Raw genomic sequence first — 21182 nt, forward strand, 5'->3', positions numbered from 1 at the left:
CCGAACCTCCACCTCAAACGGTCATTTTTTCAACCACATAATAATGAACCGGATCCTCGCTGCGCAATAACCCTGTGACTACATATCCGTTTGCCAAAGCATGCTGAAATTGATCGCGCAGAGTAAATCGCCATTCTTTCGCCAAATCTAACTGGTCTCGTTTCATATCATGAAGATAGCGTGGCACCGGAATAATATACTCGTTCTCATTCCCAAGCTCTTGGCCAAGAACAGGACGGGCATAGCTCCCCGATTGCAACCACTTCACCAGTGACGGATAGCTCTGCCATCCTTCGCTGATCATGGATTTGCCTGCAGCGGCATCAACTGCTCGCACGGATTCCAGTTCCCACTCGACCAAAAAGCGGTCTGCCGGCAATCCTTTATTCACTTCGTCAGCCAAATCTCCGTAATATGCAGGTAGGTACGTCCGTATCGTACCGCCTAATTTGCAGAGATTGAGATAAGCATTTCGCGTCTCCAGCGGATCGAACGTCCAGATGATTTTTTTATAGCCGTAATCAATTGCCCAGAGGCGCTGTTTGTGTTTTAGCTGATAACCGATGCCTAGATCGCGATATTCGGGATCTATCGCCATCATGTGAGAACATAGCGATACTTCACCGTTCTTATATCCGGCAAATCCGTAGCAAAAACCAACCAATTTGTCTTGATCGTACGCTCCAATGACGACCCCGCCATAGTGAATTGCCGCTATAAGCTGCGCCAACGGCGTTGTAGTCTTGTTTCCCCAAACTTGACGTTGCAACTCTTCGACATCTGACATGTGCTCTGGTTCGGTTACTATTGCGTAATGAATCACAGGTTTCATTCTCTCACTCCTGCTATTTGACGATTGTAGCTCTCTTGGCGGACAAGGAACTTCTTAACACTCTCCGGTTTGATCTCGTAGCCGATTCCCGCCCCCGTCGGGACAGCAAGCACTCCTGGTGCAAACAAGAGTACTTCCGGTTCTACGATGTCTTCTACCCAGTAGCGATTGGATGCCGAGGTATCGCCTGGAATCGTGAAATTGGTCAGAGAGGTTATCGCTATATTATGGGCGCGCCCCACTCCGGTTTCAAACATTCCGCCGCACCAGACAGGAATGTCGTGCGCCTGACACAAGTCATGAATTTTTTTCGATTCAGTCAAACCGCCTACACGGCCTACTTTAATATTAATAATCCTGCAGCTGCCCAGTTCAATCGCTTTCCGCGCATCCTCAACCGAGTGAATGCTCTCGTCCAGACAAATCGGGGTTTGCAGCTCTTTTTGCAGCTTGGCGTGGTCAATGATATCGTCATGGGAAAGCGGTTGCTCGATCATGATCAAATTGAACTGATCCAGTTCCTTTAAAATGTCGAGTTGATCCATCGTATAGGCGGAATTGGCGTCTGCCATCAGCGGCACATCCGGCCCAAACTGTTTGCGAATGGCCCGCATCGGTTCGATATCGAAGCCGGGTTTAATCTTCACTTTGATTTTTTTATAGCCTTCATTGATAAAACCTTCCACTTTCGCCAACAACAGGTCTATGGTCGGCTCAATCCCGATACTAACACCAACATCGATGGTCGTCTTTTTCCCACCCAAACCGACTGCCAGCGAGATACCTTTCTGTTTGCAGTACAAATCCCACACAGCACCTTCCAATGCTGCTTTTGCCATATTGTTGCGGCGAATCGGGGCAAAGAGATCGTTCACTTCTTCCGGCGACGTAATCTCAGCCGAGAGCAGTTTGGGAATAAGAAATCTCTCCAGCATATACCAGACCGTGTCCGTTGTCTCCTCGTTGTACATAGGGAATGGAAAGGATGTGCTCTCCCCGTATCCTGCAGTTCCGTCCGTATCATAAACGGTTACCAGCACCAAATCTCTTTTGTCCATCCGTCCAATGCTCGCTTCAAAAGAAGCCTTAAAAGGCATTATTAATCGTTGTAGTTCTACTCGCTCAATGTTCATCGGTACGTCCCCGCTTTCATTTTAAGTTACTCCTGTTTGCTGAAGTTTATGCTCTGGCAGCTTCCGACACTGCGCTTGATAAAATTTGTGTGCCGTATACCAAAGATTCCAATGCAAATGACATGTGGGGATGGTGCAGACCGGGCTTTAAATCGCAACCGAGTCCAACCATCGTCGATGCTAGACCGTTCTTCTCAAGCGGGTAGAAATGAAAATCCTCCCCTCCCTGCGTCACGCACCGATCAGCCACATTTTTAGGCCCAAGAACCTTGCTGATGGCTTCTTCCACGAGCTTTATCATCGTCTCATTCACTGTTGCTGCCGGTACATAGCTGCCATACTTCCACTCCACGGAAGTATCGGTTAATGCTGCAACCGTGTGAAGCACATGTACGGTTTTTTCTTTAATTCGGCCATTCCCTCATTGGTCTGGGCCCTCAGATCGAGCGTAAATTCAGCCCTTTCCGGTATGACATTGGAGGTTTCACCTCCTCCTTGCAATTGCGTGATTTTCACAGAAAACGGGCACCGTGCTTGAAGGCGGATTCCCTGTAATGCTTGAATGATCAAGGCTGCTGCTTCAAGAGGATTTCTGCCATTTTCCGGGCGAGCAGCATGGGCTTGCAGACCCCGAATCACTCCCCGAATGGACGTAGACGCGCCGTGCACAATAACGGGAGCCGCTTTGCCATACGGCACTTCCATGCTAGGACGCAAATGCACCCCTAAGAGCATCGTTACTCCATCCATGGCGCCGTCACGGATCATTTGAAGCGCTCCCTCCCCTTTCTCCTCCGCAGGCTGAAAAATAAAGCGAATCGTTTTATGGGGGCGAATCTGACACGCAGTGAGAGCTAATGCGGTATGGAGGACCATCGTACTGTGAGCATCATGGCCACAAGAATGGTTAGCCTTCACAACACCGTCTACCTCTTGGACCAATGCATCCATGTCGGCACGAAGAGCTACGACATCCGTTGTTTCCCCTGGAATCTCCGCTACAAGACCATAGTGCCCGGCGAACGTGTGAACAGAAAAACCAGCCACTTGCAAGCGTTCTTGCAAGTAGCGCGAGGTTTTCTCTTCTTTCCAACTAGGCTCTGCCAAATCATGCAAATCGCGATAGGTTTGAACAATATGCTCACGTTGTTGATTCACGTAATCATTCGGCATGTAAGTACTCATTGGTTAACTCCGTCCCCTACCTTTTATGAAGTTTCTGCTTCATACATTTTTGTTGCTTTTTGGAATGTTGCTTCGTCAAGCGGATAAATCGGTCGCGATAACCGTTTGTAATCAAAGAAAGAATACTGAAGTGTTGTTAAGCCTGGCGAATCTACCGTAATGATTTGTTTGCTGATGGGTTCAAATGCTGCCCGGAAATGCTGACTTGACTTCAAAGCGACTATTTTATAAGTGTTGACGTCGATTCCATGCAGCAGGAAAATTTGTTCATCAAATACCTGTGATCTGACGGAACAGACGATAATGTCGAGACCGCCTGCCTGTAAGCGTACTGATTTGCCGAGGTTGACACGCAAGCCTTTCCACATCGACGAAGATATATTGAAGCAGCCATCTGTGAGCGATTTGACAGTGGCGGTCAACTCAATCGGCTCCCCGTGCAGCTTATCTACTTTTCCGCCCAATTTCACAGTAATCGTCGTTCCCACTCCCGCATCATGGGCGATTTGTGCTACTTCAGGGTCGTAGATGAAGGCGAAACAGGCATTTTGCAAATTAGCTTCCAGCATCGCCCGCAGCAAATACGTGCCGTCGCCGGATGACCCGCCGCCGGGATTGTCTGATGTCTCGTTGATGACAATCGGCAGCCCAACAGCCGCAAGGGCCTGCCGGATGCCTACAGTCGGCGATTGGACTTGCGGGGTGAATTCTTCCCGCTTGGCCCATATTTGGTTCGCTACGTCGTCCGCCACCTCTTTGGCTAGTAGCTGGTCGCCATTGGTAACAACAACAACGGAAACGCTAACGTCCGGATGGTCGGTATAAGAGAAACCGTGAAAGAAAGCGCAGTCAATAACGTCAGGGTGTTTTTCCCATTCCCAGCAAATCGCGTTGATATCTTTAGCCGGAGAGAGGTTCGTCGTCGAGGTGGGGATCATCAGCGGCAGCTTGGTCAAGTGCATGGCCGTTTGAAGTCCGTCCTTCACCATTTGCACAGCAATATCAACGGCTTCCATGCCCCGTTCATAGCAATCCGTATGCGGGTACAAATGCACGCCGAGCAGTACATTTGCTTCTGCAACCATTTTTTCCGTAAGATTCCCATGTAAATCAAGCGTTACGATCAGGGGCAGCTCGTAACCGACCAGACTGCGAACGTATTGTAAAAGATCGCCTTCCATATCGTCGATGCCTTCGACAACGCCCGCTCCGTGCAGGGAGAGGCAGATTGCATCAACCATTCCGGCTGCTTGAATGCCCGCCGCCAATTCGCTTTTGATCGTTTCGTAAGTCTCTCTCGTTATCGTTCCGGCAGGCTCAGCTCTCGTAGAAAACGTAGGAACTACTTCAATCCCCAATGCTTCTGCGTGATCGATCATACCTCCCAAATAATTGCGTACACCTCTGTGATTGGAAAGAATGGTTTCGCCCCGTTCCCACGCGCATTGCTTGAATAATTCTACGGTTGTCTCAACGCTAGAAAAGGTGTTGGTCTCATGCACCACTTCACCAATTGCAATTTTCATGACGGTGTTCCTCCTCGGGGGTTACCCATATAGATGACAGGCAACAAAGTGGCCCGGCTCCGCTTCTATCTCTTTCGGACGATCGGTTTTACAAATGTCCATGCACTGGCTGCAGCGGGGATGAAAGGTACATCCCGTTGGCGGATTGACCGGACTTGGAACGTCCCCCGTTAATACAATTCGCTCTTTTTTCTGCTGCGGACTTCGAATCGGTATCGCCGATAACAACGCTTGGGTATACGGATGCAATGGATTTGAATAGAGCTGATGCTTTCCCGCATTCTCTATCATCCTTCCCAGATACATCACTCCGATCCGGTCGCTGATGTGTTTAACCACACTTAAATCGTGAGAAATAAAAATGTAGGTCAGCTGCAGACTCTTTTGCAAATCCTGTAATTGGTTCAAAATCTGTGCCTGAATGGAAACATCCAGCGCAGAAACAGGCTCATCTGCAACGATTAAGGAGGGCTTTACGGCAATGGCCCGGGCAATGCCGATACGCTGACGCTGTCCACCGCTGAATTCATGCGGATACCGATCCACAAAGGCAGGATTTAACCCCACCTGATTTAGCAATTCTAACACTCTATCCCGGCGCAGACCCTTGTTGCTTTCGGGGGCGTAAACGGATAGCGCTTCATCCAGAGTTTCATAGACAGTCATCCTGGGATTCAAGGAGCCATACGGATCTTGAAACACAATTTGCATCTGTCTTCGCAGCTTTTTCATTTCGCTCTGCGATAACGTTGTCATCTCTTGTCCTTCATATTTGACAGATCCGCCTGTTGGTTTGATCAGCCTCATGATGCTTCTGCCAGTCGTGGATTTCCCACAGCCGCTTTCCCCGACGATCCCCAGCGTTTCTCCTTTTTTCAAGCGAAAGGAAACCCCATCTACCGCCTTGATGAAACTGGCTTCTTTTTGAAATAGTCCTTTCTGCAGCGGGAAATAGGTTTTCAAATCGTCTACTTCCAACAACCATTTGCTCATATGACCATCTCCTCGTTTGCATATAGCCAGCATTTTACAGCATGTTTGGCAACTCTCATCAGAGGAGGATTTTCATGAGCACATTTCTCATGAGCATGCTCACAACGAGAACGGAACGGGCAACCGGTCGTCACCTCTCCCATGACAGGGACGTTCCCCTCAATCGATACAAGTCTGTCTCTTTCTTCTTCCAAATCCGGAACGGACTGAAGCAACCCTACCGTATAGGGATGTTTGGGATTCGTAAAAATCGTCGCTACATCCGCTTCCTCTACGATCTCCCCGTAATACATGACGAGAACCCGGTCTGCCATTTCCGCTACCACGCCAAGATCATGGGTAATCAGCAGAAGTGACGTATGGATGCTTTCTTTCAACCCGTTCATCAAGTCGAGGATCTGTGCCTGAATCGTTACATCCAGTGCTGTTGTCGGCTCATCTGCAATCAAAAGATCAGGATTGCAGGCCATAGCCATTGCAATCATCACTCTTTGCTTCATGCCTCCTGACAACTGATGGGGATATTCATCCACAATTTTATCTGGGCGCGGAATCCCTACTTTTTTCAACATCTCAATGGACTTGTCACGGCGTTCCTTTTTGGACAAAGCTGTATGGATGCTGAATACCTCTCCGATTTGTTGACCAATGGTATGTACCGGGTTAAGTGAAGTCATCGGTTCCTGAAAAATCATCGAAATTTCGTTCCCGCGAATGGAACGCATTTCTTTTTCAGACAAGCGATTGAGGACTTTGTCTTTAAATCGGATAGTGCCATCCACCTGACCCGCATTTGGTTTGATCAGTCCCATGATCGCGAGCGAGGTGATGCTTTTTCCACAGCCGGACTCGCCGACAAGTGCCACCGTCTCTCCCTTATTGATTTGGAAACAAATTGATTTTACCGCAGAAACATGACCTTTTTCTGTTTTGAAATGCATGGATAATTGGCTTACGTCGAGAAGAACATTGCTCATCCCTATCTCTCCTCCTCTGTCCGCATATGTAGCTTCAGGACATGCTCACCCGCACGTTTTAGTTCCCCATGAAGTGATCATAGGCAGCTTTGGCCAGACGGGCGATTGCCTGTTCCCCTTCACGCCTGAATGAATTCCCTTGCGAAAACACAGCAATGGTAAAAATCCCCTTTTCCTCAGGCAAGTATACAATTCCTACATCATTGACGACACTTCCGATCGATCCCGTTTTATGAGCAACTTTCACTTGTTCCGGCAAAAGGTAAGGGATTCGGTTCCTAAATTGCTGTTTCAACATGATATCAAGGACGCCATTACTTGAACTTTCAGAAAGCATCTCTTTTTGGGCGATCATTTCCAACAATTTGCCCATATCACGTGGTGAAGCCACATTATGTTCCGTGGATGTGAGATCTACATCATTTATTTTTTGATCATATCCACTGGTTACCGCAATTTCCACAGTTTTCAAAAATGTGTCATAGCCTTCGGCTGACACCGGCTGAGGCTCCATCCCTACAACTTGAGTCAAAAGATCCCAACAGCTCTGCTTTACCAAAATATGGTTCAGACCCTGTTCTTTCATATAAGCCTCCACTTGCTTGGGACCGCCAACCAGATCCAATACTCTGTCTGTTGCATAATTGTCGCTGACAATAATCATGAGTGTGGCCATATCCTTGACAGATACCTCTGCTTCCGGATCAAGCTGTTGTAAAACACCTGAACCTGGGACGCGCTCTTCCCACTTGAGCTTAACACGCTCATCCAACCGAATTTTTCCGGCCTCTACATCCCGATAAAGAGTCGTCAGGATCGGAACCTTAAACGAACTGGCCATCTGAAACAATCGTCCTTCGTTGATGTTTGCTTCTTCCTTTGTTCCCAAATGCTTGACGGCTACCCCAAAGGTACCCCGTTCGTCCTTCACTGCATTCTCAAGTTTTTGCTGTAGATTCATCTTTCTATCTCCTCCCACACATTTGTTTTATTTCCGTGCGAGTTTTGGATCCAGGGCATCCCGCAATCCGTCACCCAACAGGTTGAAGCTAAGCACGACGAGCATGATCGCAAGTCCGGGGAACAACGACATCCACCAGGCCTTACTGAGATACGCTTTTCCTACATACACCATGGCCCCCCATTCAGGTGTCGGCGGCTGTGCTCCCAAACCGAGAAAACTCAGGGCAGCGGCAGCCAATATACTGCTGCCAAACATCAATGTCGATAACACAATAATCGGAGAACTTACATTGGGAAGTATATGTCTGACCAAGATTTTGAAATCGCTAATTCCAAGAGCGCGAACGGCTTCCACATATTCCTTTTCACGTATGGACAAAACAGATGCGCGCACGACTCTCACATAGACGGGAATGACCCCAATCACGATAGCCAGCATAGCATGGGTCAGACCGGGACCGAGTATGGCAATGATGACAATGGCCAGCAGAAGAGCGGGCAAGCAAAGCAAGATATCCATTACCTGCATGATGTAGATGTCAATTTTGCGATAGTAGCCGGAAATGACTCCCAGCGTTGTTCCGATCACTGAAGCACACGCAACCGTAATCAGACCCGTTAATAGTGAGATGCGCCCACCGTATAAGATACGCGAGAAGATATCCCGACCAAATTCGTCTGTTCCAAGCAGATGAGCGGTACTTGGTCCAAGCATACGATCCTGAACATTCATTTGAATGTACGAATACGGTGCCAACACCGGAGCTGCCAGTGTACAGATGATAAAGATAAGCAAAATGATGCCGCCGCCTACAGCCGTTTTGTTTTTTCGAAGTCGCTTCCATACCGTTCCCCAGTAGGACTGAGGTTTGATCGTAGTGGTCTCATCCGGCTCTTTGGAATGTGTTGTGAGTTGTTTTACATTCACTTGTGTCACGTTGCTGCTCAACGTTTTCCCTCCTCCCTATTCGTACTTGATTCGTGGATCCACAAAGCTATAGATGATATCAACAACAAGATTTGTCAGAACGAACAGGACTGCAAGGAAAAAGGTCATTCCTTGAATCGTTGCAATATCCCGCTTCCCGATTGCCTCTATTGCCATACTGCCTATTCCATGCAAGCTGAACACTGTTTCCGCGACGACAGCACCTGCGAGCAGCGAGCCGAATTCCAAACCAACCAGTGTAATAACGGGAATGAGCGCATTCTTCAGGCCATGGCGGAAGACGACAGCATAATAGGCGGCACCTTTGGCTTCTGCGGTTCTCATGTAATCTTGCTTGATGACGTCCAGCATACTTGAGCGGGTCACCCGCGCAATAGATCCCATTGTGGACAAGGCAATCGTGATGGCCGGAAGAATCAGGGAACTTATCCCCTCATAACCGGAAATTGGAACCAAGGCGAGTTTATAAGCAAAAATCCAGATCAGCAAAAGAGCAACCCAAAAGCCGGGAGCAGAAATCCCCACGAGGGAGCAGATGACCATCAACCGGTCGATGATCGTATTATGCTTGACAGCGGAGATAACCCCAAGTATAACTCCTGCAACTACAGCAATCACAATACTGAAAGCCGCAAGCTGCAATGTAAGGGGGAAACGATTCACAATCTGGCTCCAAACGGTTTCATGTGTCATAAAGGATGTGCCCAGATTCCCTTGAAGCAATTTCCCTGCATAATTCACATACTGAACAAGCAACGGTTTATCCAGGCCAAGTTCCGTCCTCAGTGCCTTAATGGCCTCCTGAGTCGGATGTTCTCCCAATATATGCTCAGCGGGGTCGCCTGGGATCAAGTGAACGATGAGAAAAACGAGAACGGATACGCCAAAGAGTGTCCCAAGCAAGGAAAGCAGTCTTTTTATCAAGTACCTTTGCAATTGACTTTCCCCCCAAACTTACAGTTTTAGATAAAGACTCAAGTCACAATGTTTATTGCAGACTCCGACTGCGTCAGCCCTGTAGTATCGACGCAGTCGAGTTGTCATCCTTCGTTATTTCGTCAAGCGAATATCGTTAAGCGAATAATTGCCTGTGTATGGATTTATTTTGAATCCTTCGATACCTTGTGTCGCTGTCACCGTTTCAGAAGTAAACAACGGGATCCAAGGCGCTTCTTTCACGAGAATTTCCTGCGCTTGTTCGTACACCTTCATACGTTCTTCCACATTCGTCACTAAACGCCCTTTGAGGATCAGTTTCTCTAGTTCCGGATTATCGACATACATGCGGTTCGAATTTTTAGCACCAAACAATAAGTTCAGGATTTCTGGATCACTATAGCCCCAGTACAGGAGGTACATATCGTAGTTGCCTTTTTTCGCTCTGTCTTTCAACGTAGGAACATCGGTTATAGTGATCTTCATATCAACCCCGATTTCCTTGAACTGGCTTTGCAGAATTTGTGCGATTCGCTGGTAAGCAGGCTCCGCGGTCACCAACAGTTCAAAGGAGAACGGTTTTCCGTCCTTTACCAAAATGCCGTCCTTGTTGCTGTCCTTATATCCGACTTCAGCCAATAACGATTTTGCCTTTCCCAAATTTTTGGCGTACATCCCTTTTGCCAAGCCTTCGATCTTTTCACTGTAACCAGGAACGGTCGGCGGCAACGGTCCAAAGAGCGGCTGGTTGTAACCGGAATGGGCAACCTGATTGATCGGTGCACGATCAACCGCCATTGCAAGAGCCTGTCTGACCCGAACATCCTGGAACATCGGATTTTTATTATTCATCCCAAGATATTCCATCCCTTGTCCCAATGCGCTTTCAATTTTGACTCCCGGGACCTTTTTCAGATCGCCCACGTAGGTAGCGGGTACATCCATCAGCATGTGAATCGTGCCCTTTTTAAATTCCAGAATTCTCGTATCGTCATCCTTTAGAAAGCGGAAGACAACTTCATCTACATGTAGAGGCCCTTTGTTTTCAATCGATGAACCTCCCCAATTGTAATCCGGGTTTTTCTTGTAGGATACAGATTGACCTCTTTCGAATTTATCAAACATAATCGGTCCAGTTGCAGAAGGGTTTTTTCCGAAATTATCGGGGTTTTCCTTGTGACGTTTCGGATCTATCGGACTCAAAATCACCCCAACGGCTGTCGACATAAATGGAGCGAACGGTTCGGAAAAGATAATCTTAAACGTTTGCTCATCTACAACTTCTACCTTCGTGATCGGACCCATAAGCGCTTTATTCGGGGAATCCTTTAGCATTGTTTCAATAGAGTACTTCATTGCTTCCGCATTGAGTGGTTCACCGGAATGGAATTTCACCCCTTTGCGCAAGTGAATGTCCATATATTTCCATCCTCTGAGATGCTGTAGCTTTCAGCCAACCAGGGGATGATTTTACCTGAGTTATCAAGTGTGATCAAAGGTTCGTACATCAATCCAATTGCAGCGTCAATCCAGGTTGACCTTGTCACATCCAATGTTTCTGGCTCAACCATTGAAGAGATTACCAGCGTTCCCCCTTCTTTTGGCGTACCTTTAGCGGCTGGATCACTGCCTGATTTGGGTGTAGATGTGCACCCAGCTAAGAGAATCGCAAAGATAAAGAACATCATGGAGATACGATGAAACCTGCGAGATGGATTAAAAGTAAACATTTATAACCCTCCTTTTGTTGTCGATCTCCTCTAAAATGAATGAACAGAAATTTCGTCAAGTGGATAAATCGGTCGAGTTAAGCGTTTGTAATCAAAGAAAGAAAACTGAAGTGTCGATAAACCTGGTGAATCTACCGTGATGATTTGTTTGCTGATGGGTTCGAATGCTGCCCGGAAATGCTGACTGGACTTCAAAGCGACAATTTTAAAAGTGTTGACGTCGATTCCATGCAGCAGGTAAATTTGTTCATCTAGTACCTGTGTTCTGACGGAACAGACGAGAATGTCGAGGCCCCCAACCTGTAAACGTACCGATTTGCCGAGATCGACATGTGTACCTTTAGCCACCGACGAAGATATAATGAAGCGGCCATCTGTGAGCGATTTGACAGTGGCGGTCAACTCAATCGGCTCCCCGTGCAGCTTATCTACTTTTCCGCCTAATTTCACAGTAATCGTCGCTCCCACTCCTGCTTCATGGGCGATTTGTGCAACTTCAGGGTCGTAGATAAAGGCGAAACAAGCATTTTGCAAATTGGCTTCCAGCATCGCTCGAAGCAGATAAGTGCCATCACCTGGAGATCCGCCGCCGGGATTGTCTGATGTCTCGTTGATGACAATCGGCAGCCCTTCAGCCGCAAGCGCCTGCCGGATGCCTTCTGCTGGTGATAGGAATTGTGGAGTGAATTCTTCTCGCTTGGCCCAAATTTGGTTCGCTACGTCGTCCGCCACCTCTTTGGCTAGTAGCTGGTCGCCACGGGTAACTGCAACAACGGAAACGCCAACGTCCGGATGGTCGGTATAAGGGAAGCCGTGAAAGAAAGCGCAGTCAATAACGTCAGGGTGTTTTTCCCATTCCAAGCAAATCGCGTTGATATCTTTAGCCGGAGAAAGGTTCGTCGTCGAGGTGGGAATCATCAGCGGCAGCTTGGTCAAGTGCATGGCCGTTTGAAGTCCGCCCTTCACCATTTGCTCAGCGATATCGACGGCTTCTATGCCCCGTTCATAGCAATCCGTATGCGGGTACAGATGCACGCCGAGCAGTACATTTGCTTCTGCAACCATTTTTTCCGTAAGATTTCCGTGCAAATCAAGCGTTACGATCAGGGGCAGCTCGTAACCAACCTGACTGCGAACGTATTGTAAAAGATCGCCTTCCATATCGTCGATGCCTACGACAACACCAGCTCCGTGCAGCGACAGGCAGATCGCATCAACCGTTCCGGCTGCTTGAATGCCCGCCGCCAATTCGCTTTTGATCGTTTCGTAGGTCTCTCTCGTTATCTTTCCGGCAGGCTCCGCGAACGCAGCAAACGTTGGAATCACTTCAATACCTAACGCTTCTGCACGATCGATCATGCCTCCCAAATAATCACGCACACCTCTGTGATTGGAAAGAATGGTTTCGCCCCGTTCCCAAGTCCTTTGCTTGAACAATTCTACGGTAGTCTCAAAGCTCGAAAAGGTGTTGATCTCATTCACCACTCCGCCGATTGCGATCTTTATGCCGGTGTTTCTCCTCTTTATTTTCGTAATTTGTCGAAAACCATAGCTGACGCGGACAACGTCGTGATTACTGTCACGGATGCATCTCACACAAATTTCCGATGTACTCTTTTTGATCAAAAAAGGTCTTCACCAATTGGCTCCATGGGTAATTCCTGCTTATCTTCAGTGAGTAGAACGTGCTTCCCATTTTCCCATTTGATGCTGAACTGCACGCCTTCGTCTGATTTAAAGTCTCCTATAAATTCCTCCGCCCGCTCCGTAGGAACTTGGAAGTGAGAAAACGACCGGTAAGGTGCTTCGGCAGCACGACCAGCATAAGCATTCAAAGCTCCATTTATCAGCGCAGTAGCTGGTGCACCTTGCAGATTGATAAGTGAGACACCGGTTATCCCTAGTTCTGGCAACACATGCATTTGTGCTGCAATCCCTTTGAGGGCTCCGCCATGTTCAACAAGCAGACTGCCGTGATAATCAGGAGTAATCATGAGTCCGTAACCGTAAAAACGCCCAGGTTCAATCTCGATATGCGGGGCAATCATTTGTTTCACACTTTCCTCACTAAGGATTCGCGCCCCTCCGGCAAGTCCGCCTGTTCGGTAAATGTCAGCGTATTTCAACATATCCCGTATTGTCGATTTGAGGAATCCGCCTGCTCGCATCGCAGGAGCATCATACCAATTGTCGGAAAGAAACACTTGCACTTCGCCATCGTTCTTTTTACTGGCGTAAATGGATGCAATATTGTCGTCTCCTTTTAATTCCTCCAGGAAAAAGACGCTGCGATTCATTCCCGCCGGTTGCAGAATGTGCTCTTTTATATAGGATTCATAGCTCTTTCCGCTGACTCGTTCCACAATAAGACCCAGTAAAGCATAGGAATCATTGGAGTAACTAAACTGCGTACCTGGCGAACCGAGCAGTTCGATATCCAATTCGGCCATATACGTCAACATTTCTTCATACGTATCGATCATCGGCCCGTTATTCATCATGTAAAAGGTTCTTTCCCCAAGTAGTTGCAGACTATCAGGATCGAGTTGCATGCTCCGTTTAATCCCTAGGAACAAAGTAGTTAACGGCGGCAGCCCTGCTGTATGCGTCATCAGGTGGTGGATCGTCATTTGCTCGACTATGTTTCCCGCCTTCAGACGAAATTCCGGAAGATAGGTCACAATCGGATCGTGCACGGAAAGCTTACCCGCTTCCAGCAGCTGCATAATCGCTACGCATGTAAAAGACTTGGTTATGGAGCCTATGCCAAACACTGAATCTGCTGTGTCTGCATGTCTGCTTTCGACGTCACTAAATCCAAACCCTTTCTGATAGATGGGCTTTCCATCTTTTGCGATGCCGATAACGGCGTCTGGAATTTGATGCTCATCAACCAGCTTTTGTGCATATTCCTCAAACGTGTTGATCCATTCCTGATTATTCATAAGAAACCCTCCCGGAATTTTCATCGTATTGGTATAGGTGAACGCTGCAAGTGCTTGCACCAGTTGGCCTTTCCCTTTATCATGGCAACCGCCTACTCAATCGCCGTGAACGTGTTGTCTTATTTGTCAGTCGTTGCAAACGGATAAAACTGTTGACTGGTCTGATCATACTTGTTAAAACGTTCTTCCACGTTTTCCCTGTCCGCTTGTGTCACACCGGCGATAAGAACAGTCAAGACCGAAAAAATGACAGTAATTCCATGCAGTACAGGCGTTGGAATTGTCACCTTAATCAACTGGTCGGCTATCGCTCCTATCGGTGACAGCCCGTCATCCGAAAACGCCAGGATTTTCGCCCCTTTCTCCTTGGCGGCCTTGGCAAAGGAGATGGTCTCTTGCGTATAACGAGGAAACGATAGCACGATCACCAGCCATTCCTCATCTGCCATCATCATCAAATAATTCGCATCATCATTTTGACCGGTGTACAGGTGCGTATCCCCTTTCGCAATATTAAGCGTGTAAGAAAGCCAATGCGCCGGAGCATAGGAGGAACGAAATCCTACGACCACTACCTTCTTTGCCTTGATAATGCTCTCCACCGCTTGATCCAGTGCATCCTGCCTCATCGAGTTCAGCGTTTCGCTAATATAGGCGATATCCTGCTCCATTTTATAAGCGATGAGGCCTTCCTTTTCGTTCATTCGCTTGGAATGGTCAAAGAACTTTTGAATGTGATTTTCCCTCTGGCTATATGCCAATAGAGATTGACGTACTTCGTTTTGCATGGCACTAAACCCCGAATATCCTAACGCATTGGACAATCGTATAACAGTGGTTCCACTCGTGCCTGTCAACGCACCGATTTCCTTGGCGGGATGCAAAGCGACCTTCTGCGGTTCTTCCAAAATGAATTCCGCAACGAGTTTCTGTTGGTTGGACAATTGATTGTATAATTTGTGGATTCGATCCTGTACACTGTTCATGGTAACCACCTTTTGTATCGTTTTGGCTTGACTCTCAAATGAAATATGCCATTTGCTCGTCTAGGGGATACTCATGCTATGCAAGAGATTACATTTGTTCATCATGAACCAGTTTCTCTGATGACATCTGCAACCAATAATCAGAAAGCGCTTACAATAAGTGTTTGTATATGAGATTAATCCTTAATAAAAGTAAAATCGATCACACCCTTTTCTTTTTTCCAGCCCCAACAGGCTTCGTTGATATAAACACTTAGTAAAAGCGTTTTCATATCTCCGCGATTATATAATCCACAATTTAGATATATTTGTTTTTTTAAATCCATAAATTAACTATACAATTATCATTTACTTTTTACAAGTTGTATTTTCGAAACAACTTCTAACAAAATACTTAATTATACAAATGGCAAGCCACCATGTGGTTGGAGGCCTTCTCTAACAGTGCGGGAACTTCCGTCTTGCATCGATCCATCGCATGAGGGCATCGGGTATGAAAGACGCATCCCGATGGGGGATTGAAAGGAGATGGGATATCACCTTTCAAGATCATTCGCGTTTTTTTTACATTCGGATTCGGGATCGGAACGGCGGACAACAAAGCCTGCGTATATGGATGCAGCGGTTGCGCGAATAACTCATCTGTAGCCGCTTTTTCGACGATTTTGCCCAAGTACATCACGCCGATGCTGTCGGCGATATGCCTGACCACGCTCAGGTCATGCGCGATAAACACGTACGACAGATCAAATTGAGTTTGCAATTCTTGCAGCAAATTAATGACTTGCGATTGTATGGACACATCCAGCGCCGAGACAGGCTCATCGCAGATGATAATTTTCGGGTTCACCGCTAACGCCCTTGCAATCCCGATCCTCTGCCGTTGTCCGCCTGAAAATTCATGTGGATAGCGGAAATACTGATCTTCTCTCAGCCCTACTTTATGGAGCAAATCCATCGCGCGTTCCATGCGTTCTTGTTTCGTCCCAATCCGGTGAATCCGCAGCGGCTCTTCGATCGCGTGTCCGATATACTGCTTCGGGTCCAGCGAAGAGTGGGGGTCTTGGAATATCATTTGAAATTTCTGCCGCATCGTTTGCAGCTCTTGCCCTTTCAAGGTGAATATATCCTTGCCCTTATAAAAAGCCTGCCCGTCCGTCGGATCCGTCAAGCGCATGATCGTTCTACCGGTTGTACTCTTCCCGCAGCCGGATTCTCCAACCAGCCCGAGCGTCTCCCGCTCGCGCAGCGTAAATTCTACATCGTCAACGGCTTTCACATACCCTTTTATCCGCCCCAATGGTGTGGAAACCGGATAATATTTCTTGAGGTTTTTTACGGTTAATAACGGGGCGTTCGCCTCTCCCTTATTGTGCTGCATGTAGTCCGCCCTCCTTCTGCAAAATCGCTTCATAGTGCCAGCAGCGCACTTTATGATCCATACCAGTCAATTCGGGAGGTGTTTCCTCGCACTTCTTCGTTGCATAGGCGCACCTTGGCGCAAACCGGCAGCCTTTAGGAACTTTGGAGAGATGAGGAACCGTGCCGTGAATGACATGCAATTTCTGCGAACGGTCGCCATCCAGCTGCGGAATCGACTTCAGCAGCTCTTTCGTATACGGATGAAGCGGATGGGCAAATAAGTCGCCTACTGGAGCCTCTTCGATGACTTCCCCCAAATACATGACCACCACGCGCGTGCATACCTCGGCAACGACGCCAAGATCATGGGTAATCAAGACAACGCCCATATTCAGCTTTTGCTTCAAATCCTGAATCAAGTCGAGAATCTGGGCTTGAATAGTAACATCTAGCGCCGTTGTCGGTTCGTCGGCAATCAACAGCTTCGGCTCGCAAGCCAGCGCGATAGCGATCATCACCCGCTGCCGCATGCCTCCCGACAATTCATGCGGATATTCATGTACTCGCTTCTCCGGCGAAGGAATGCCTGTTAACCGCAGCATTTCAACCGCTTTCACATAAGCCTCTTTTTTGCTGAGCTTTTGGTGGATGACGATCGATTCGACAATTTGATCCCCGATCGTATACACCGGATTGAGCGAGGACATCGGATCTTGAAAGATCATCGAGATCTCATTCCCGCGAATTTTCCTCATCTCCTCTTCCGATAACGCCAGTAGGTTTTGGTTTTTATAGTTAACCTCTCCTTCGTAGTTTGTCGACTTCTCATTCAACAAGCGGAGGATCGATTCGGAGGTCACGCTTTTGCCACAGCCGGACTCTCCGACAACGCCAAGCGTTTCCCCAGCGGCAACCCGAAAGGAAACTCCATTCACTGCGGTAACAGGACCGTGTTCCGTGAAAAACGTTGTTTTCAGTTCTTTCAGCTCCAATAAGTACTCATATGACATGGATGTCACACTCCTTCATTTGATCGCTATCGTCCCGATCATTTATTTACGTGCTTTATTGGTATGGGGATCGAGAAAATCACGGAGTCCGTCGCCGAACAGGTTAAATCCCAATACGGCCAGCAGGATAAACAGGCCCGGAAAAATCGTCATCCACCAAGCGGAAAAAATCACGACTTTACCGTCATACAAAATGTTTCCCAAGCTTGGACTCGGAGGAGCAATCCCCGCTCCAAGGAAGCTGAGCGCCGCTTCAATCAGAATCGAAGTGGCGAAAATAAATGTAAATTGAATAATGAGCGGCGATATCACATTGGGAGCTATGTGAAGCCAGATGATACGCAACGAGCTGGCCCCCTGTGCTTTTAACGCTTCAATGTAGACCTGTTCCTTTATTACTAACGCCGAGGAGCGAACCACACGGGCGACCTCCGGTGTGCATATTATCGATAAAGCGATGATGACATTGACCATACTTGCCCCTAAGGCTGCCGCGAGCGCAATAGCCAGCAGGATACCCGGAAACGCCAATAGTCCATCGCAAATTCGCATAAGAATGTGATCCAGAAGCTTATAATAGGCTGAATACAGACCTATCAACGCTCCCGCCAGCATGGAGAGGAAAGCGACAGAAAAGCCGACGGTCAACGAAACCCTGGTGCCGTATATGACACGGCTGAATACATCTCGACCAAAATTATCTGTGCCAAAAAAGTGCGCCATACTCGGTGCTTGAAGACGTTCGGCCGTCTTCATCTCATAAGGGGTTTGCGAGCCTAAGACAGGCGTAAGTAAAGCAATTAAACAAAGCGCTACAATGACGATACTCCCAATGACCAACAGACGGTTCGCTAAAAACCGCCGGATCCGCAAAGCTCGCCGCTCGATTTGCAAGGCTTTCCTTGCATCGTAAACGACCGTTGCTTCTACTACTGATAGTTTATTCATAACAAATTCCTTCCTATCCAGCTTTATGATTTTCTGCTTAAGCGCACGCGCGGATCCACCACGCCATAAAGCAAATCGACCAATAAGTTAATCAATACAAACGAAGCGGCGCTCAAGAGCACAACGCCTTGAATCACGGCAAAATCCCGTTGGCTGATCGCTTGAATGAGCAATTGGCCAATCCCTGGGATGTTGAATACCGTCTCGGTCACAACCGCTCCGGCAATCAATCCGCCGAAGGACTGCCCGATGACGGTCAAAATCGGAATAAACGCGTTTCTTAAAGCGTGTTTATAAATAAGAACGATCTCTTTCACGCCTTTGGCATGGGCTGTTTTCATATAGTTCATACTCAATACATCCAGCATGGACGATCGGGTCATCCGAGCGATAAAAGCGGCTTGGATCACCCCTAACGCGATAGCAGGAAGAATAAGATATTTGAAGTACGTCCACATTCCACTGCTTAGCGGCCGGTATCCGGCCACGGGCAGCCAACCCAGCTTTACGGCAAAGAGCAAAGATAACAGCAAAGCCAGAAGGAAAATGGGCAAGGAAATGCCGAGCAGGCAAATGGTCATAAACGTTTGATCCAGGGCTGTCCCTCGCTTTCTGGCCGCTGCAATCCCCATCGGAATCGCAATTAGAATGGAAATGCCCTGGGCGAGTATAGCTAAGGAAAGTGTGGGTCCGATATGATCTACAAACAGTGTTAATACAGGCTGCTTCAAAAAAATAGACGTGCCCAAGTCCCCTTTCAGGAGGCCCGTAAACCAAATAAAGAATTGTTCCAATAGCGGACGGTCAAGACCAAGGTCATGATGCAGTTGCGCAACCATATCAGGGCTTGCATCCTGCCCCAGCATCACAGCCGCAGGATCGCCCGGCGTCAAATGGATGATCAAAAAAACAATACTAGCCACGATCAGCATGACCGGGAACAGGGAAAGAAGTCGACCCAGAATATATGCTTTCAAACGGATTCCCCCTTTCTTATGACCGCCTGCTTCATGTCTTATAACGACATGAAGCAGGGCAATCGTTTGATATTATTTTGTGATGGAAGTGTTCCAGAAGATCGAACAGATGAAATTTTTGTAACCTTTTACCTTATTCGAAGTAGCGTCAACCTGCATAGAATAACCTGTCGAGACAACTGGAACTTCATCCCAGAATACTTTTTGCAATTCCGCAAAAGTGGCTTTCACTTCTGCTTGGGAAGTCGAAGCTTTAATCTTCGTCAAGAGTTTGTCGATTTCGGGGCTGTTCGTCCAACCGGGCCAATTCGTCTTTGAATCCAAAAACGGATATTGTAGCGGGGTGGATTGTGATGGGAAAGTGGTAAAGAACATCTCCCATTGATCCGGTTTGCTACGACGATCGAGCAGCGTAGACCAATCCATGACAGCAAGCTTGACCTTCATACCAATTTCCTGAAGCTGTTGCTGCACCGCAATCGCCGCATTATAGCCGGGTAGCCAATCCTTAGATGCAAGGATCCGCACTTCTTCCCCATTATATCCGGCTTCCTTCAGCAGTTGCTTCGCTTGCCCAAGATCATGCTTTTCATAGATCTCTTTGCCTGCATCCGAATACCAGGCGGATTGTTCTCTTTGCATCAAGCCGGGATCAAGTCGGAAAAAATCAGGACCTGTATAGACAGCCGTCATAATCGCCTTTTTGTCTAGCGCCATATTCACCGCTTGCCGCGCTTTGACGTTTGCAAACAATCCTTGTTTCTTATTAAAAACTAAGGTTGTGATTCCGGTTGAATACTTGATCTGGACTACATTTTTTGCATTATCAATTTGAGGGAGCGCGTCAAAATTAACATATGGAACAACGTCGTATTCTCCGCTGACCAAGCCATTAATGGCCGTGGAACTATCCTTGACACTATAGAAATACAATTCATCAACAAGAGCTTCCTTCTTACCTGACAATCCGTCGGCAGGAGTCGAAAGCGGCTGATACTCCTTAAATTTCGTGAATAGCATGTACTCGTTCGGCTTGAACTCCTTAAATTGGAACGGGCCGGTTCCAATGTACTCCTTGACTCCCGTTGCATCCGCGCCTGCAATGATCTCTTTTGGCATAATTGCGGGAAATTGTGTAGGATTGGCGATATCATACATCAGAATGTACGAGGGAGACTCGACATGAAGCACAACCGAGTAGTCGTCTTTTGCTTCCCAGGTCGAATTTCCAAGATCGGCTTTCGCAGTAGAGGAGGTTTTCTGCCATTTCTGCATTGAGGCGACAACATCCTCCGCCTTCATCTCTTTGCCGTTATGGAACTTGACCCCTTGTCTTAATGCAAAAGTAATCGTTTTACCATCTTTACTGATGTCATATGACTGCGCGAGATTAGGTACCACTTCATATTTGGAGTTGAGCGTAACGAGAGTTTCAAAAATTTGTATCGCAAGCTGAGCCGTGTAACCGGAAGTAGACATATGTGGGTCAAGCGTTGTCGGTATACTAGGGTATGCGATTTTTAATGTTCCGCCGGATGCTCCAGTAGAAGTTTGCCCATTGCTGTACGTTGCCGTATTTGTCGCTTTCGATGGATCATTTGGCGTTGAACTGCAACCGCTCAAAGCAAATACAAACATAGTGACAAGTAAAACAATAATTGTAGATTTTGTTTTCAATTTCTTTTCCCCCTCGGAAATTAGCGCATTCCCATCACCTACTGATTTCCTAA

The 21182-nt window shown here is 47.5% G+C and carries 20 protein-coding genes; all 20 read right to left on the minus strand.

Annotated elements, in window-relative coordinates:
* Positions 1 to 13: 13 nt before the first annotated feature.
* Positions 14 to 832 carry a GNAT family N-acetyltransferase gene (locus FU659_RS00235; RefSeq protein ID WP_147945699.1) on the minus strand — a complete coding sequence of 273 codons (819 nt, stop codon included), beginning with the start codon at positions 830 to 832 and terminating at the stop codon, positions 14 to 16.
* Positions 829 to 1965, minus strand: coding sequence for an o-succinylbenzoate synthase (gene menC / locus FU659_RS00240; protein WP_147945700.1), 1137 nt, complete (start codon positions 1963 to 1965; stop codon positions 829 to 831). Before menC ends, FU659_RS00235 begins: the two co-directional genes overlap by 4 nt.
* A gap of 46 nt (positions 1966 to 2011) precedes the next feature.
* A complete protein-coding gene (locus tag FU659_RS36705) occupies positions 2012 to 2353 on the minus strand; it encodes a M20/M25/M40 family metallo-hydrolase (RefSeq protein ID WP_261807516.1) in 342 nt (113 codons plus the stop codon).
* Positions 2329 to 3150 (minus strand): amidohydrolase, encoded by an 822-nt coding sequence (locus FU659_RS00245; RefSeq protein WP_261807517.1) that lies wholly within the window; start codon positions 3148 to 3150, stop codon positions 2329 to 2331. The genes FU659_RS36705 and FU659_RS00245 overlap by 25 nt, the downstream gene beginning before the upstream one ends.
* 23 nt (positions 3151 to 3173) lie before the next feature.
* Positions 3174 to 4676: a M81 family metallopeptidase gene (locus FU659_RS00250; protein ID WP_147945701.1), complete on the minus strand. Its 1503-nt coding sequence runs from the start codon at positions 4674 to 4676 to the stop codon at positions 3174 to 3176.
* Positions 4677 to 4697: 21 nt separating this feature from the next.
* The gene (locus FU659_RS00255; protein WP_147945702.1) at positions 4698 to 5669 is read right to left on the minus strand and encodes an ABC transporter ATP-binding protein; all 972 of its coding nucleotides are present in this window, start codon (positions 5667 to 5669) and stop codon (positions 4698 to 4700) included.
* Positions 5666 to 6646, minus strand: coding sequence for an ABC transporter ATP-binding protein (locus FU659_RS00260; protein ID WP_147945703.1), 981 nt, complete (start codon positions 6644 to 6646; stop codon positions 5666 to 5668). The genes FU659_RS00255 and FU659_RS00260 overlap by 4 nt, the downstream gene beginning before the upstream one ends.
* Before the next feature lie 58 nt (positions 6647 to 6704).
* Complete coding sequence (locus tag FU659_RS00265) at positions 6705 to 7607, minus strand: serine hydrolase (protein WP_147945704.1); 903 nt, start codon at positions 7605 to 7607, stop codon at positions 6705 to 6707.
* A 27-nt stretch (positions 7608 to 7634) separates the two neighbouring features.
* Positions 7635 to 8483 (minus strand): ABC transporter permease, encoded by an 849-nt coding sequence (locus FU659_RS00270; protein WP_147945936.1) that lies wholly within the window; start codon positions 8481 to 8483, stop codon positions 7635 to 7637.
* A gap of 90 nt (positions 8484 to 8573) precedes the next feature.
* Entirely contained in the window at positions 8574 to 9494 is a 921-nt protein-coding gene (locus FU659_RS00275; protein ID WP_147945705.1) for an ABC transporter permease, read from the minus strand.
* Between the two features lie 114 nt (positions 9495 to 9608).
* On the minus strand, positions 9609 to 10913 hold the full coding sequence (locus tag FU659_RS00280; protein WP_261807519.1) for an ABC transporter substrate-binding protein: 1305 nt from the start codon (positions 10911 to 10913) through the stop codon (positions 9609 to 9611).
* Positions 10886 to 11224, minus strand: a complete 339-nt coding sequence (locus FU659_RS36710; RefSeq protein WP_261807520.1) for a hypothetical protein — start codon at positions 11222 to 11224, stop codon at positions 10886 to 10888. Before FU659_RS36710 ends, FU659_RS00280 begins: the two co-directional genes overlap by 28 nt.
* Before the next feature lie 30 nt (positions 11225 to 11254).
* Positions 11255 to 12730, minus strand: a complete 1476-nt coding sequence (locus FU659_RS00285; RefSeq protein WP_147945937.1) for a M81 family metallopeptidase — start codon at positions 12728 to 12730, stop codon at positions 11255 to 11257.
* Between the two features lie 116 nt (positions 12731 to 12846).
* Positions 12847 to 14169 carry a serine hydrolase domain-containing protein gene (locus FU659_RS00290; RefSeq protein ID WP_261807521.1) on the minus strand — a complete coding sequence of 441 codons (1323 nt, stop codon included), beginning with the start codon at positions 14167 to 14169 and terminating at the stop codon, positions 12847 to 12849.
* 119 nt (positions 14170 to 14288) lie between these two features.
* Entirely contained in the window at positions 14289 to 15155 is an 867-nt protein-coding gene (locus tag FU659_RS00295) for a MurR/RpiR family transcriptional regulator (RefSeq protein WP_147945706.1), read from the minus strand.
* A gap of 394 nt (positions 15156 to 15549) precedes the next feature.
* Entirely contained in the window at positions 15550 to 16536 is a 987-nt protein-coding gene (locus tag FU659_RS00300; RefSeq protein WP_147945707.1) for an ABC transporter ATP-binding protein, read from the minus strand.
* On the minus strand, positions 16523 to 17527 hold the full coding sequence (locus tag FU659_RS00305) for an ABC transporter ATP-binding protein (RefSeq protein WP_147945708.1): 1005 nt from the start codon (positions 17525 to 17527) through the stop codon (positions 16523 to 16525). Before FU659_RS00305 ends, FU659_RS00300 begins: the two co-directional genes overlap by 14 nt.
* A 42-nt stretch (positions 17528 to 17569) precedes the next feature.
* Entirely contained in the window at positions 17570 to 18475 is a 906-nt protein-coding gene (locus FU659_RS00310) for an ABC transporter permease (protein WP_147945709.1), read from the minus strand.
* 23 nt (positions 18476 to 18498) lie between these two features.
* Positions 18499 to 19452 carry an ABC transporter permease gene (locus tag FU659_RS00315; RefSeq protein WP_147945710.1) on the minus strand — a complete coding sequence of 318 codons (954 nt, stop codon included), beginning with the start codon at positions 19450 to 19452 and terminating at the stop codon, positions 18499 to 18501.
* A 72-nt stretch (positions 19453 to 19524) separates the two neighbouring features.
* Entirely contained in the window at positions 19525 to 21129 is a 1605-nt protein-coding gene (locus FU659_RS00320; protein ID WP_147945711.1) for an ABC transporter substrate-binding protein, read from the minus strand.
* Positions 21130 to 21182: the final 53 nt, after the last annotated feature.

Origin of the sequence: Paenibacillus sp. N3.4 (assembly GCF_008017805.1) — a bacterium.
Lineage (GTDB): Bacteria > Bacillota > Bacilli > Paenibacillales > NBRC-103111 > Paenibacillus_E.

Bases quoted from the DNA above. Each gene is read 5' to 3' on its own strand.
- FU659_RS00235 (WP_147945699.1), bottom strand. From the start codon at position 832: ATGAAACCTGTGATTCATTACGCAATAGTAACCGAACCAGAGCACATG.
- menC (WP_147945700.1), bottom strand. From the start codon at position 1,965: ATGAACATTGAGCGAGTAGAACTACAACGATTAATAATGCCTTTTAAG.
- FU659_RS00245 (WP_261807517.1), bottom strand. From the start codon at position 3,150: ATGAGTACTTACATGCCGAATGATTACGTGAATCAACAACGTGAGCAT.
- FU659_RS00250 (WP_147945701.1), bottom strand. From the start codon at position 4,676: ATGAAAATTGCAATTGGTGAAGTGGTGCATGAGACCAACACCTTTTCT.
- FU659_RS00255 (WP_147945702.1), bottom strand. From the start codon at position 5,669: ATGAGCAAATGGTTGTTGGAAGTAGACGATTTGAAAACCTATTTCCCG.
- FU659_RS00260 (WP_147945703.1), bottom strand. From the start codon at position 6,646: ATGAGCAATGTTCTTCTCGACGTAAGCCAATTATCCATGCATTTCAAA.
- FU659_RS00265 (WP_147945704.1), bottom strand. From the start codon at position 7,607: ATGAATCTACAGCAAAAACTTGAGAATGCAGTGAAGGACGAACGGGGT.
- FU659_RS00280 (WP_261807519.1), bottom strand. From the start codon at position 10,913: ATGGACATTCACTTGCGCAAAGGGGTGAAATTCCATTCCGGTGAACCA.
- FU659_RS36710 (WP_261807520.1), bottom strand. From the start codon at position 11,224: ATGTTTACTTTTAATCCATCTCGCAGGTTTCATCGTATCTCCATGATG.
- FU659_RS00290 (WP_261807521.1), bottom strand. From the start codon at position 14,169: ATGAATAATCAGGAATGGATCAACACGTTTGAGGAATATGCACAAAAG.
- FU659_RS00295 (WP_147945706.1), bottom strand. From the start codon at position 15,155: ATGAACAGTGTACAGGATCGAATCCACAAATTATACAATCAATTGTCC.
- FU659_RS00300 (WP_147945707.1), bottom strand. From the start codon at position 16,536: ATGCAGCACAATAAGGGAGAGGCGAACGCCCCGTTATTAACCGTAAAA.
- FU659_RS00305 (WP_147945708.1), bottom strand. From the start codon at position 17,527: ATGTCATATGAGTACTTATTGGAGCTGAAAGAACTGAAAACAACGTTT.
- FU659_RS00310 (WP_147945709.1), bottom strand. From the start codon at position 18,475: ATGAATAAACTATCAGTAGTAGAAGCAACGGTCGTTTACGATGCAAGG.